The sequence below is a fragment of the Mesoflavibacter sp. SCSIO 43206 genome, from assembly GCF_019904215.1.
Taxonomy (GTDB): Bacteria; Bacteroidota; Bacteroidia; order Flavobacteriales; family Flavobacteriaceae; genus Mesoflavibacter; species Mesoflavibacter zeaxanthinifaciens.
On record NZ_CP063201.1, the window covers coordinates 1,350,356 to 1,365,353 of the forward strand.

Sequence of the window (14,998 nt, forward strand, 5' to 3'; positions counted from 1 at the left end):
TTATTCTACCGTAACTGATTTTGCTAAGTTTCTTGGTTGATCAACATTTTTACCTAACATCACAGCAATATGATATGATAAAAGTTGTAATGGTATTGTTGTTAATAAAGGAGTTAAAGATTCGATAGTTTCTGGAACTTCAATGACATGATCTGCCAATTCTTTTACATCTTGGTCACCTTTAGTTACAATTCCTATTATTTTACCTGACCTTGATTTTATTTCTTGGATATTGCTTACTACTTTTTCATAATGCCCTTTTTTTGTTGCAATTACAAATACTGGCATTTGATCATCAATCAATGCAATTGGTCCGTGTTTCATCTCTGCAGCAGGATAACCTTCTGCATGGATATAAGAAATTTCTTTTAGTTTTAGAGCACCTTCTAAAGCTACTGGAAAATTAAATCCTCTACCTAAGTATAAACAGTTTTTTGCGTCTTTGTAAGTTTCTGCTACCATTTTTATATGGTCGTCAGATTTTAAAGCTTCAGCTACTTTATTAGGTATCAATTCTAATTCTACTAAATGTTTTTGAAATTCAGAATTAGATAAATTTCCATTAGATTTGGCTAATTTTAAAGCTATAAGCGTTAGTACCGTAATTTGAGTTGTAAATGCTTTTGTTGAAGCTACACCAATTTCTGGTCCTGCATGAGTGTAAGCACCTGCGTGTGTTTCTCTAGCTATAGAAGAGCCAACAACATTACAGACACCAAATACAAAAGCTCCTTTTTGTTTAGCTAATTTAATGGCTGCAAGTGTATCTGCAGTTTCACCTGATTGTGAGATTGCTATTACAACATCTTTTTCTGAAATTACTGGATTACGGTATCTAAACTCAGAAGCATATTCTACTTCAACTGGTATTCTAGCTAGGTCTTCAAATATATATTCTGCAACTAATCCAGCATGCCAAGAGGTACCACATGCGACGATAATAATTCTATTAGCGTTTAAGAATTTTTCTAGATTATCATCAATACCAGCCATTTTTATAATACTATCATTGACTCTTAATCTTCCTCTGTAGGTGTCTTTTATAGCGTTAGGTTGTTCATGAATTTCTTTAAGCATGAAATGTTCATAACCACCTTTTTCTATCTGTTCTAAATTTATTTTTAATTCTTGAATGTAAGGATCTACTAAAGAATCGTTTTTGATTTTTCTTATTTTAACTCCTTTTTTAAGTCTTACAATAGCCATTTCTTCATCTTCTAAATAAATAGCTTTTTTAGTATATTCTAAAAAAGGTGATGCGTCACTTGCTATAAAAAACTCTTCTTCTCCAACACCTATAGCTAATGGACTTCCTAATTTAGCTACGACTATTTCGTCTGGTTTATTTTTGTCAAAAACAGCAATAGCATAAGCACCTACAACTTGGTTTAGTGCAATTTGTACTGCTTTTCCTAATTTAACTTTTTCGTTTTTTTTAACGTCTTCAATTAGGTTTATTAAAACTTCGGTATCTGTATCTGATTTGAAAGTGTAACCTCGTTTGATTAATTCTTTTTTTATAGATTCATAATTTTCAATAATTCCATTATGAATAATTACTAACTCACCAGAGTTAGAATAATGTGGATGAGAATTTACATCGTTTGGTACACCATGAGTAGCCCAACGTGTATGACCTATTCCTACAGAACCATCTTTTGAAATTTCTGAATTAACTTTTTCTTCTAAATCAGCAACTTTACCTTTTGTTTTTGATAACTTAAGTTCTGATCCATCGTATATAGCTATACCGGCACTATCGTAACCTCTATATTCTAATCTTTTTAAGCCTTCCATTACAATAGGATAAGCTTCTTTTTTTCCTATGTAACCTACAATTCCACACATAATTTTAGTTTTCGGTTTCGGTGTAATAAATTTCAAAAGTTGCTCTGTTTTCTTCAGGTACAGATTCTTTACTACCATAAAGTACAGTACCTTTAGGAGAGATAGTTGAACTTGAAGGAACAAAATTTATCATATCTTCTTCAGTTGTGTTTATTATTCTTGAAGTGGATATGTTATTTACGTTAGTTGAAACAAATATTCCTAAATCTAAATTTGTTGAGTCGCTTATAAGGATATTTTTAACATGCTCTGTTAATCTAAATTTGTATCTAATTCCATTTTCATCTTCGTCTCTTTCTAAACGTGGCGCATAAATAATTTTTGAGTTTATTGGGTTGAAAAAGTTGCTAGAAGCATCAAAATAATAATCTATGATAGGTACATTGTTTTTTAAATCGTAAAGTATTACTCTTTCAGATTCAACATCATTAGAACTACTTTGGTTATTAACAAGATCTTGATTTACGTAAAAAATTAAGTCTGCCTCATTAATTAACCATTTTTCATTTTTTTCTTTAAAATATTCTAAAGCAGGAACATCACTTCCAGATTCATCTTGAACTGTACCTTCAAATAGTTTTATAACAGAAAAATTTCCATTCATACCTTTTAAGTACAAATTGTCATCACCTAAAGTAGCGTCACCATCTGTAGGCGTGGTATATAGATTATTAAAGTTGTTAGCTTTAATTCCTGTAAAGTCTAAAGTGTATTGGCCTGTTAATAATTCTTCTTGATCAACATCATCTTCATCGTAATAGGTATATTCTAAAGTTATATTAGCATTGGCATCACCTAAGTTAAGCATAGCCATACTACCGTCTCCAGTATTGTCTTCTACTTTAAAAATTAACCCTCTAAAGTAATTATAAAAACTACTGTTGTTTGAAAGTTCTTCGCTGTCTTGATAAGGAAAAAATAAATTTTCCCAATCGCTTAAGTTAATGATGTTTGCGTTGCTGTCATTAAAAAGATCTACATAAATACCAGGAGCTAAAACCTCTGTTTCATCATCTTCGTTAGTAATACTGTGAGTAGAATTACTAATTGAAAAATCGTTGTTTTCGTAAAGTAACTCTAGTGTTTGAGAGTTTACATCTATAGTTTCAAATATGTTTGAGTAATAAAGCTGTTGGTCTTCAAAATCTGAAGCAGGGTCTAAGTCTCTTAACAGGTAATTGCTTCTATAAATAGAAAGTTTAAATGTTGCGGATTGATTACCAAAAACAGAATCTAATGTGTATGTAGAAACTCCATCATCATCTGTGCTTTCTATTTCAGAATAATATGGTATGTAAAGTTTTACAGATTGAAGTGTTGGGTTTACACCAAAATCAGGAGATAAGTTTGTTGGTAATACTTGAGTTATAATACTTGCTTCTGTAGCTCCGTAAGGTTGCATATCGTCATGATATACACCTAAAAGATTGTTTGGTAATCCGTTTGTTTGAATTGGATTACTTTTTTTAGTATAAGAAACAAAAGGGAAAACTTTGCGATTGGTTTCAAAGTTTTGTACGCCTCTTACATCGCTATCTACATTCAAGTAATCTCTGTCGCAACCTACAGTGACTAAAGCGATTAAACCTAAAATAGCTAATGGTTGAAAGGCTTTACTTATATATTTTTTCATTAATTTTTATGCTTTTATTAGCTTAAAACGTCATTATTGTAAAAATTAGTGTAAGCTTCACTAAATTCATCTTTCGGTTGGTAATCTAAGACAGGTTTTTTAGAATCTTTTAAATGTTTTGTTAAATCTTCAGGAATATCTTCAGAACCAACTATTAAAGCGTCAGATTGGTCTATTGCAACCTTCATTAGGTTTGAGTATGTAGGATTTTCTAAAACCTTAATCTGGTCTTCTTCTATACCGTCAAATTTTATTTTATTAATTAGATCCTTATTTAACGTCTCGTCAAAGCTTTGGCTGTAAACAGATGTTACAATTTTACTTTGATTAAACAAAGGTTCGTCTTTATAAAACTGTTTTAAGTATAATGGTAATAGAGATGCTAGCCAACCATGTACATGAATGATATCTGGTGACCAATTTAATTTTTTTACAGTTTCAATTACTCCTTTTGCAAAGAAAATAGCGCGTTCGTCATTATCTTCAAAAAGGTTACCGTTTTCATCTGTAAATGTTGCTTTTCTTTTAAAGTATTCGTCATTATCGATAAAATATACCTGAATTCTTTCTTTGGGTATAGATGCAACTTTAATAATTAAAGGCATATCTAAATCGTTAATAACAAGGTTTATTCCAGATAAGCGTATTACTTCATGTAATTGGTGTCTTCTTTCATTTATATTGCCATATCTAGGCATAAAAATTCTTATTTGCCCTCCTTGTTGATTCACCATTCTAGGTGTTTCAAACGACATTGACGAAATTTCAGTTTCTGGTAAATAAGGCACCACTTCAGATGATACATATAATATCCTCTTATCTTTCATAAATTACTAGCTTTTTAGAATTAAAATTAAAAAACACGCAAAAGTACAAAATTTTATGCAGATTGCCACTAAAAGATTAAGTTTGCATGCGTTAATTAAATAATAAACAATAATTATTCAATGATTATTTTTAGAAAAAAAGACGAACTTAATGCTAAGATTTCTTCTTTAAAGGAAGAAAATACGACCGTTGGATTTGTGCCAACTATGGGTGCATTACATCAAGGTCATTTAAGTTTAGTTGAAGAGGCTTTAGCTAATAATAATCTGGTTGTAGTCAGTATTTTTGTTAATCCAACACAGTTTGATAACTCTGAAGATTTAAAAAAATATCCACGAAATTTACAACAAGATGTTGACTTGTTAAATACTTTATCTGACAAAATTATTGTTTATGCACCAACGGTAGAGGATATTTATGAAGGTGAAACTAAATCTCGAAAATTTAATTTTGATGGATTAGAACATCAAATGGAAGGTAAATTTAGAGACGGTCATTTTGATGGCGTAGGAACAATTGTAAAACTTTTGTTTGATATAGTAAAGCCTAATAATGCCTATTTTGGAGAAAAAGACTTTCAGCAATTAGCAATTATAAAAAAGCTAGTTTCAAAATATAATATACCTGTTAATATTGTAGGTTGTAAAATTAAACGAGACGCTAATGGTTTAGCGTTAAGTTCTCGTAACACAAGATTAAAACCAGAGCATAAGGTAGTAGCGCCTTTTATTTATAAGACATTAAAAGCTGCCAAAGAAAAGTTTGGCACAAAAAGTGCTAATAAAGTTATAGAATGGGTTGAAAATCAGTTTGCTAATCACGAACTGTTAGAGTTGGAATATTTTACCATAGCAGACGAAGCAACCCTAAAAACAGTAAAACGTAAATCTAAAAACAAGCAATACAGAGCTTTTATTGCAGTATATGCAGGAAAAATTCGGCTAATTGACAATATAGCTTTAAATTAATTATCTTTGTCCCATGCAAATTCAAGTAGTAAAATCAAAAATTCATCGTGTAAAAGTAACAGGTGCAGACTTAAATTATATTGGAAGTATAACCATTGATGAAGATTTAATGGATGCAGCCAATATTATTCAAGGCGAAAAAGTACAGATTGTAAATAATAATAATGGCGCACGATTAGAGACCTATGCAATACCAGGTCCACGTAATTCTGGTGAAATAACCTTAAACGGAGCTGCAGCAAGATTAGTATCTCCAGGAGATGTGTTAATTTTAATCACTTATGCTTTTATGGATATTGAAGAGGCTAAGGTGTTTAAACCATCATTAGTATTTCCTGATGAAGCAACAAATCTTCTAAAATAGATGTCTAAAAGACCGATAATACAAGTTTTAAAAATAGTGCTCCCAATTTTATTGGGAGTTTTTTTAATCTGGTATTCTTTATCTAAAATATCAATCTCTGGCTTATTAGAATATTTTAAAAATGCCAATTATCTTTATATCTTTTTAGGTGTAATTTTTGGTTTATTAAGTCATTTGTCAAGAGCTTACCGTTGGTTGTTTATGTTAGAGCCAATGGGTTATAAAGTGAAAATGGGTAATAGTATAATGGCAGTTTTTGCTGCTTATTTAATAAATTATACTATACCGCGAGCAGGCGAAGTGGCAAGAGCAACCGTATTAACAAATTACGAAGGTGTGCCTTTTCAAAAAGGTTTTGGGACTATTGTCGCAGAGCGTGTTGCAGACTTTATAGTCATGCTATTAATAATAGGAGTTACGCTAGTGCTTCAATTTGAATTCATCTTTAATTTTTTTACTGAAAAATTCAATCCAACCAAGCTTATAATTGCTTTTTCAGGATTAATAATTTTAGCGTTTCTTTTTATTCTTTATATCAAAAAAAGCAGCTCAAAAATAGCTTTAAAAATAAAAACCTTTGTTCAAGGATTAATAGAAGGTTTGTTAAGTGTCTTTAAAATGAAAAAGAAATGGGCTTTTATCTTCCATACATTCTTTATTTGGGCTATGTATATTTCAATGTTTTACATAACCACATTTGCTATAAAGGATCTAGGTAATGTGTCTATTGGAGCTGTTTTAATAGGGTTTATTTTAGCTACTTTTAGTATAGCAGCAACAAACGGAGGTATTGGGTCATACCCAGAAGCAATTGTAATAGCTTTTACTTTATTTGGTTTACCTGAAGATCCAAGTCGTGCATTTGGGTGGATTATGTGGACATCCCAAACTCTATTAATATTTGTTTTAGGAGGACTATCTTTATTGTATCTTCCTTTTTTTAACCGAAACAAATAATTTGTACATTGCACTAAACTTAATCTATTAACCTTATGAAACGTTTTTTATTACTGCTAATAACGTTAGTTTTAAGCAATACGCTAACATCCCAAACCATTTATAAAGAAATAAACTCTGAAAAGTTAGGCGAATCTCGTCAACTAAAAATCCAAGTACCACGTAACTACGATACTTCAGATAAAAAATATCCGGTAGTTGTCGTTTTTGATGGAGATTATTTATTTGAAATCGTAGCAGGAAACGTAGATTATGCAGCCTATTGGGAAGATATGCCAGAAGCAATCGTAGTAGGAATAAATCAATATCAAAAACGTGAGGCAGATTGCTATTATAGCGAGCAAAACTCGTTACCAATAGAGACTGGTGCTGCTTTTTTTGAGTTTGTAAGTATGGAGCTTATTCCGTTTATAGATAAAAATTTCCGTACAGAAAATTTTAAAGTAGCAGTTGGACATGGGCAAACAGCAAACTTTATCAATTACTATTTATTAAAAGGAGTTCCTTTATATCAAGCTTATATTAGTTTAAGTCCAAGTTTGGCACCAGATATGAAAACATATCTAACAGAGAAAATGCCAAAATTAGAACAAAAAATATTCTATTATTTAGCAGCAGCAAACAATGATAAGGGTAACATTAAAGAAGAAACCGAAGCGTTAGCAAAAAGTATTTCTTCAATAGAAAATGATAATCTTTTAGATCATTCTGAAGTTTTTACAGACGCTACACATTATTCTTTACCTGCGCAGGCTATCCCAAAAGCTTTACAAAAAATATTCTTAGTATTTCAACCAATAAGTTTAAAAGAATACAAAGAAACTGTTCTAAATCTTGAAGGAAATCCGGTAGATTATTTAAAAGAAAAATATGAAACCATAGAAACGCTTTTTGGTATAAAAAAGCCAATTTTAATTAACGATTTTAAAGCAATCGAAGCTGCGATTAAGAAAAAAGAAAAGTACGAATACTTTGAAGATTTAGGTAATTTAGCTCGTAAAGAATACCCAGATACCTTACTTGGACATTATTATTTAGGACGTTTTTACGAAGAAACAGGTAAGTCTAAAAAAGCAATGAAAACATATCAATCTGCATATGTTTTACAAGAAATAGGAGGTATTACAAAAGATTTAGTTTTAGAATTAGCAGAACAAATTAAAGCAGACTTTGGGTATTAATGGCTAAAGTAAAAACAACGTTTTTTTGTCAAAATTGTGGCACGCAATTTTCTAAGTGGCAAGGTCAATGTACATCTTGTAAAGAGTGGAATACCATTGTAGAAGAAGTGGTGCAAAAGCCTGAAAAAAACGATTGGAAAACATCAACATCCAACACTTCAAAAAGAGTTTCAAAGCCTTTAAAACTAAAAGAAATTGATTCGTCTCAAGATGTAAGATTGGATACTAATGACGTCGAATTTAACCGTGTTTTAGGTGGTGGTATTGTACCAGGATCCTTAACACTTTTAGGAGGAGAACCTGGTATTGGTAAGAGTACATTGCTGCTTCAAGTGTCCTTAAAATTACCTTACAAAACGTTGTATATTTCTGGTGAAGAAAGCCAGAAACAAATAAAAATGAGAGCAGAACGTATTAATCCAAAAAACGAAACCTGCTACATTTTAACCGAAACCAAAACTCAAAATATCTTTAAGCAAATCGAAGCAATTGAACCTGATATAGTTATTGTAGATTCCATTCAAACATTGCATAGTGACTATATTGAAAGTTCAAGCGGAAGCATTTCACAAATTAAAGAATGTACTACAGAGCTAATCAAGTTTGCTAAAGAAACCAATACACCAGTAATCTTAATTGGACATATTACAAAAGATGGTCACATTGCAGGACCAAAAATATTAGAACATATGGTAGATACTGTACTTCAGTTTGAAGGCGATCGTAACCATGTATTCAGGATTTTAAGAGCAAACAAAAACCGTTTTGGATCAACAAACGAGCTTGGTATTTATGAGATGCAAGGATCTGGTTTAAGAGAAGTGTCTAACCCAAGCGAAATTTTAATTTCTCAAAAAGACGAAGCTTTATCAGGTAATGCAGTTGCTGCAACTTTAGAAGGTATGCGTCCTTTAATGATAGAAGTACAAGCGCTAGTTAGTACAGCTGTGTATGGTACACCACAACGAAGTGCTACAGGTTTTAATGCCAAACGTTTAAATATGTTATTGGCAGTTTTAGAAAAGCGTGCAGGATTTAGATTAGGCGCTAAAGATGTTTTTTTAAATATAACTGGAGGTATTAATGTTGATGATCCAGCAATAGATTTAGCAGTAGTAGCTGCTATTTTATCTTCAAATGAAGACGAGCCACTTCAAACCGATTTTTGTTTTGCTGCCGAAGTTGGCCTATCTGGAGAAATTAGACCAGTACAACGTGTAGAGCAACGTATTCTCGAAGCTGAAAAGCTAGGTTTTTCAACCATTTTTGTGTCTAAATACAATAAGATTACTATTAAACCTAAAGGAATAAAAATTCAATTGGTTTCAAAAATTGAAGATATTGTAGATTTTTTAAGTTAGAATTATTAAAATCCTTCTTTAAGAGCTTCAATTTGAAGCTTTTTTTATGCTCAAAAATCAGACTTTTAAACAGAATTCATTAATTTCGCGACTCTTATAAGAAAAACGAAAACATGAATACTGGATTTCCTGAATATAAAGGACTTAACTTACCAAAAGTAGCAGAAGAAATTCTTAACTATTGGGAAGACAATAATATCTTCGAAAAAAGTGTAACCTCACGCGAAAACGCAGAACCTTTTGTGTTTTTTGAAGGTCCACCATCTGCAAACGGTTTACCTGGTGTACACCACGTATTAGCACGTGCAATTAAAGATATTTTTCCACGGTATAAAACCATGAAAGGTTACCAAGTAAAGCGTAAAGCAGGTTGGGATACACATGGTTTACCAGTAGAATTAGGTGTAGAAAAAGAGTTAGGAATTACCAAAGAAGATATTGGTAAAAAAATTACTGTAGAAGAATATAACGCAGCGTGCCGTAAAGCTGTAATGCGTTACACAGATATCTGGAATAACCTAACCCAACAAATGGGGTATTGGGTAGATATGGACGATCCATACATTACCTATAAACCAAAATATATGGAAAGTGTTTGGTGGTTGTTAAAGCAAATCTACAATAAAGAATTGCTGTATAAAGGCTATACCATTCAGCCATATTCTCCAAAAGCAGGAACAGGATTAAGTTCTCACGAGCTTAATCAACCAGGAACATACCAAGATGTAACAGATACAACTGTAGTAGCGCAGTTTAAAGCTGTAGCAGATACGTTACCAGACTTTTTACAAAACGAAGGCGATATTCATTTTATAGCTTGGACCACAACACCTTGGACATTACCAAGTAATACAGCATTAACCGTTGGACCAAAAATAGATTACGTTTTAGTCGAAACGTATAACCAATATACCTTCAAACCTATTAATGTGATATTGGCTAAAAACCTTGTTGGTAAACAATTTGACGGTAAGTATAAGCAAGTTGAAACAAAGCCAGAATTAATTGAATATAAAGAAGGAGACAAGAAAATCCCTTTCTACATTGTAAAAGAATTTAAAGGAAAAGATCTAGTTGGTATCAAGTACGAACAATTGTTAGATTACGTATTACCAAATGATAATCCTGAAAATGCATTTAGAGTAATATCTGGAGATTTCGTAACGACTGAAGACGGTACAGGTATCGTACATACAGCGCCAACCTTTGGTGCAGATGATGCTTTAGTGGCAAAACAAGCTACACCAGAAATACCACCAATGTTGGTAAAAGACGAGAATGATAACTTGGTGCCATTAGTAGATTTACAAGGTAAATTTAGACCAGAAGTGACTGAGTTTGCTGGTAAATACGTAAAGAATGAATATTACGCAGAAGGCGAAGCACCAGAAAAGTCAGTTGATGTAGAAATTGCCATCAAACTTAAAATAGAAAACAAAGCCTTTAAAGTAGAAAAATACAAGCATAGCTATCCAAACTGTTGGCGTACAGATAAACCAATTTTATACTATCCGTTAGACTCTTGGTTTATTAAAGTAACCGATGTAAAAGATAGAATGCATGAGTTAAATACAACCATTAACTGGAAACCAAAATCTACTGGAGAAGGACGTTTTGGTAACTGGTTAGCCAATGCAAACGATTGGAATTTATCACGTTCACGTTATTGGGGAATTCCGTTACCAATCTGGCGTACAGAAGACGGTAAAGAAGAAATCTGCATCGGTTCTGTAGAAGAATTAAAAGCTGAAATGGCTAAAGCGGTTAACGCTGGCGTACTTCAAAAAGATATTTTTGAAGACTTTGAAGTTGGTAATATGTCTGAAGACAACTACGATAAAATAGATTTACATAAAAACATTGTAGATCAAATTACGTTAGTGTCGCCTTCTGGTCAACCAATGAAGCGCGAAAGCGACTTGATAGACGTTTGGTTTGATTCAGGATCAATGCCTTATGCACAGTGGCATTACCCGTTTGAAAACAAAAACTTAATTGATAATAACGAAGCCTATCCTGCCGATTTTATTGCCGAAGGTGTAGACCAAACACGAGGTTGGTTTTACACATTGCACGCAATTGGTACTATGGTTTTCGATTCTGTAGCGTATAAAAATGTAGTATCAAACGGATTAGTTTTAGATAAAAACGGACAAAAAATGTCTAAGCGTTTAGGTAACGCGGTAGATCCTTTTGAAACCTTAGATAATTACGGTGCAGATGCCACACGTTGGTACATGATTGGTAATGCTAATCCATGGGACAACTTAAAATTTGATATTGAAGGTGTAGAAGAAGTAAAACGTAAGTTTTTCGGTACGTTGTACAATACGTATTCGTTCTTCAGCTTATATACCAATTTAGATAAATTTAGTTATGCTGAAGCAGAAATTCCTTTAGCAGAACGACCAGAATTAGACCGTTGGATTCTTTCAGAATTACACACTTTAATTCAAAAAGTAGACGAATATTATGCCGAATATGAGCCTACAAAAGCAGCGCGTGCTATTTCAGATTTTACACAAGATTACTTAAGTAACTGGTACGTGCGTTTAAGTAGAAGACGTTTCTGGAAAGGCGATTACCAAACCGATAAAATTTCGGCTTACCAAACGCTGTATACGTGTATGGTAACCATTGCAAAGTTAGGCGCGCCAATTGCTCCATTTTTTATGGATAAGCTGTATTTAGATTTAAATAGCGTGACTAAAAAAGAAACGTTTGAAAGTGTTCACCTTTCAGATTTTCCTAAATACGATGCAAGCTTTGTAGATAAGTCTTTAGAGCGAAAAATGGAGAATGCGCAAACAATTTCTTCATTAGTATTATCGTTAAGAGCTAAAGAGAAAATTAAAGTGCGTCAGCCACTACAGAAAATTATGATCCCTGTAGATTCTGCACAGCAAAGAGAAGAAATAAAAGCGGTAGAAAACTTAATAAAACACGAGGTTAATATTAAAGAAATCGAGCTTTTAGAAGACGCTTCAGATATCTTAGTTAAGCAAATAAAACCAAACTTTAAAGTACTTGGACCACGTTTTGGTAAAGATATGAAGTTGATTGCTAGTGAGATACAAAAACTTGGCGCAGACGATATTAAAAATATTGAACAAAATAACACTTTAGACATCGATTGTAATGGAAAAATTATTACATTACAACGTGAAGATGTTGAAATAACATCGCAAGATATTGAAGGTTGGTTAGTTGCAAACGAGGGTAAAATAACAGTAGCTTTAGATGTAACTATTACAGAACCATTACGTGAAGAAGGTATTGCAAGAGAATTAGTAAATCGAATTCAAAACCTACGTAAAGACTCAGGATTTGAAGTAACAGATAGAATTACTGTACAAATCCAAAACGACCAAAATATCGAGCAGGCTATTAACAACAATCTAGATTATATTAAGACCGAAACCTTAACTGATAATCTTGAAATTATTAACCAAATAGACAATGGTATAGAAATTGCTTTTGATGACGTAAATACCAAATTGTCTATTCAAAAAAATTAAAAATTATGGCAACAGATACAAACGTAAGATACTCTGATAAAGACTTAGCAGAGTTCAAGGCTTTAATTCAAGAAAAAATCGATAAAGCACAGCACGATTTAGACTTAATAAAAAGTGCTTATATGAACGATCATAATAATGGTACAGACGATACCTCGCCTACTTTTAAAGCGTTTGACGAAGGTAGTGAAGTAATGAGCAAAGAGTCTAACTCGCAATTAGCTATTAGACAAGAGAAATTTATTCGTGATTTAAAAAATGCGCTAATTCGTATAGAGAATAAAACCTATGGTATCTGTCGTGTGACAGGTAAGTTAATAAACAAAAAACGTTTAGAGCTTGTGCCACACGCAACCTTAAGTATTGAAGCAAAAAACATGCAAAAGTAATCTATTGCTAAGCACATAAATCACATAATTTAACGCTTCAATACTTTTTTGAAGCGTTTTTTATTTCTATATATTTTGAAATTCAAACTCGTTATATTTTTTCTTTTAGTCGTCCATTTTTCTGTTGCTCAAAAGCAAACTGAAAAGCAATGGAATGCACAACAAATTGAAAAAGTTGATATTAATGGTGAAGGAATTTTTAAAATAAACATTAAGAATAGTGAATCTAATACTATTGATTTGTTGGTTAAATTTGAAGGCGAGCATTCCGAAAATTTAGTGATAATCGATAGTATTAAACAAGGTGTTTTAAGACTGTCTACAGACTTTCAACCTTTATTTAAAGCAGATAATGACAAGTTAAGTGCGCATAAAGTATTGTCTGTAGAGTTGCAATTAAGTATTCCAAAACCTATTGATTTAAATATTAAAAGTGATATTGCGCAAACTAAAATAGAAGGTCACTTTCCAAATGTATTTATAGAGTTAAAAACTGGTAATTGTACGTTAGATCCGTTTTTTGGTAATGCAACAATAAATACTATAAACGGAACTATTAATATTAAAACAAATAACGCAAAAACCATTGCAAAAAGTAAAACAGGAATAGTTGATGTTAAGCAATTTAAACTAGCATTATATCAATTAAATTTGCAAACTGTTAACGGTAATATAAACGTCTCTAAAATTTAAAAAATAAGTCTATTTTTGTTTAAAACTAATCCTTGTCAACTAAGCATAGTTGACAAGTCTATACTTTATGAGCCTAAAAAAAGCTACAATCTTTATCGTCTTAATTTTACTTATTGATCAAGTAAGTAAAATATATGTAAAAACACATTTTGTATTAGGAGAAGATGTTGCTGTTTTTGATTGGTTTAAAATTTATTTTATAGAAAATAGCGGTATGGCTTGGGGAACAAAACTAAGTGATTTGTTTCCTTTTATTAGTGATCGTACTGCAAAAGTTAGTCTTACTGTCTTCAGGATTTTTGCAATTATTGGTATTGGATATTGGTTGTATAATAGCATTAAAAGGCAGCAATCTAAAATGCTTAATGTTGCACTTATCTTTGTGTTTGCTGGTGCTTTGGGTAATATATTAGATTCTGTGTTTTACGGTGTTTTATTTGACGATAGTATTGGTCAAGTAGCTACATTTATGCCAGAACAAGGTTACGATAGTATGTTGCACGGTAAGGTAGTAGATATGTTATACTTCCCGATTTGGCAAGGATATTTGCCTGAATGGATACCAAGTGTTGGCGGTAAATACTTTACTTTTTTTGAGCCTGTTTTTAACATTGCAGACGTAGCTATTAGTATTGGTTTTGGAATATTAATTTTCTTTAATAAAAAAGCGTTTCCAAAAACAGAAGATGCTTAGAATTTGTAAACCTTATCAGGTGTTACACAATAATCTAAAGCAATATCACCTTCATAAGCATCCTTAATTTCAGCTTCAGCTTCAAAAAAAGATAAACCTATTTTTACAGTGTCTGGTCTACAATTGGATAAAAAGTTATCGTAAAATCCTTTACCATAACCAACTCTATTTCCCTTTAAATCAAAAGCTAAAAGCGGTATAAATACAACGTCTATATTATGGTTTGGTATCTCAATACCACTAACAGGCTCTGGTATGTTATATTGATTAAGTTTTAAAGTGGTATTGTCCGATAACAGGTAATTGGTTAATGTGTTGCTTTCAAAATTGCTTTTAGAAATAGCTATGTTTTTATCTTTTCCGGATAAGATATTTAAAATAAATTCGGTTTGAATTTCTTTCTGTGATTCAATAGTTAAAAATATGTGGTACATATTGTAATCCCAAATAGATAGTTTTAATAATTGGTTAGCAATATCAATACTAAATTGATCTATTTGTTCTTCGGTAAGTTGTTGTCTTAAAGCTTTATATTTTTGGCGTAATTGGGCTTTATTCATTTTT

At 31.8% G+C, this 14,998-nt stretch carries 13 protein-coding genes; 9 read left to right on the forward strand and 4 right to left on the reverse strand.

Annotated elements, in window-relative coordinates; genetic code table 11:
- From glmS to INR78_RS06335, 3 genes are read right to left on the reverse strand one after another with little or no spacing between them, the layout of a single operon-like run.
- Window positions 1-1,848 (reverse strand): glutamine--fructose-6-phosphate transaminase (isomerizing), encoded by a 1,848-nt coding sequence (gene glmS, locus INR78_RS06325; protein ID WP_223077939.1) that lies wholly within the window; start codon window positions 1,846-1,848, stop codon window positions 1-3.
- 4 nt (window positions 1,849-1,852) lie between these two features.
- A complete protein-coding gene (locus tag INR78_RS06330; RefSeq protein ID WP_223077940.1) occupies window positions 1,853-3,481 on the reverse strand; it encodes a DUF4270 domain-containing protein in 1,629 nt (542 codons plus the stop codon).
- 17 nt (window positions 3,482-3,498) lie between these two features.
- Window positions 3,499-4,308, reverse strand: coding sequence for a glycogen/starch synthase (locus INR78_RS06335; RefSeq protein ID WP_027879614.1), 810 nt, complete (start codon window positions 4,306-4,308; stop codon window positions 3,499-3,501).
- Window positions 4,309-4,428: 120 nt separating this feature from the next.
- Between INR78_RS06335 and panC the strand changes: the two genes are divergently transcribed.
- From panC to INR78_RS06380, 9 genes are all read left to right on the forward strand, one after another.
- Window positions 4,429-5,277: a pantoate--beta-alanine ligase gene (gene panC / locus INR78_RS06340; RefSeq protein WP_223077941.1), complete on the forward strand. Its 849-nt coding sequence runs from the start codon at window positions 4,429-4,431 to the stop codon at window positions 5,275-5,277.
- Window positions 5,278-5,290: 13 nt separating this feature from the next.
- Complete coding sequence (gene panD / locus INR78_RS06345; RefSeq protein ID WP_027879612.1) at window positions 5,291-5,641, forward strand: aspartate 1-decarboxylase; 351 nt, start codon at window positions 5,291-5,293, stop codon at window positions 5,639-5,641.
- Window positions 5,642-6,598: a lysylphosphatidylglycerol synthase transmembrane domain-containing protein gene (locus INR78_RS06350; protein ID WP_223077942.1), complete on the forward strand. Its 957-nt coding sequence runs from the start codon at window positions 5,642-5,644 to the stop codon at window positions 6,596-6,598. It begins immediately after the preceding gene.
- A 35-nt stretch (window positions 6,599-6,633) separates the two neighbouring features.
- Complete coding sequence (locus INR78_RS06355) at window positions 6,634-7,779, forward strand: alpha/beta hydrolase (protein WP_223077943.1); 1,146 nt, start codon at window positions 6,634-6,636, stop codon at window positions 7,777-7,779.
- Entirely contained in the window at window positions 7,779-9,140 is a 1,362-nt protein-coding gene (gene radA / locus INR78_RS06360; RefSeq protein WP_223077944.1) for a DNA repair protein RadA, read from the forward strand. Before INR78_RS06355 ends, radA begins: the two co-directional genes overlap by 1 nt.
- A gap of 113 nt (window positions 9,141-9,253) precedes the next feature.
- Entirely contained in the window at window positions 9,254-12,658 is a 3,405-nt protein-coding gene (gene ileS / locus INR78_RS06365) for an isoleucine--tRNA ligase (RefSeq protein ID WP_223077945.1), read from the forward strand.
- A 5-nt stretch (window positions 12,659-12,663) separates the two neighbouring features.
- Window positions 12,664-13,047: a TraR/DksA C4-type zinc finger protein gene (locus INR78_RS06370; RefSeq protein WP_027879607.1), complete on the forward strand. Its 384-nt coding sequence runs from the start codon at window positions 12,664-12,666 to the stop codon at window positions 13,045-13,047.
- 75 nt (window positions 13,048-13,122) lie between these two features.
- Window positions 13,123-13,740 carry a hypothetical protein gene (locus INR78_RS06375; RefSeq protein WP_223077946.1) on the forward strand — a complete coding sequence of 206 codons (618 nt, stop codon included), beginning with the start codon at window positions 13,123-13,125 and terminating at the stop codon, window positions 13,738-13,740.
- A gap of 67 nt (window positions 13,741-13,807) precedes the next feature.
- Complete coding sequence (locus INR78_RS06380) at window positions 13,808-14,434, forward strand: lipoprotein signal peptidase (RefSeq protein WP_223077947.1); 627 nt, start codon at window positions 13,808-13,810, stop codon at window positions 14,432-14,434.
- On the opposite strand, the gene INR78_RS06385 is transcribed toward INR78_RS06380, so the two are convergent.
- Window positions 14,431-14,994: a 5-formyltetrahydrofolate cyclo-ligase gene (locus INR78_RS06385; protein WP_223077948.1), complete on the reverse strand. Its 564-nt coding sequence runs from the start codon at window positions 14,992-14,994 to the stop codon at window positions 14,431-14,433. The two genes, INR78_RS06380 and INR78_RS06385, sit on opposite strands and share 4 nt — an antisense overlap.
- Window positions 14,995-14,998 lie beyond the last annotated feature (4 nt).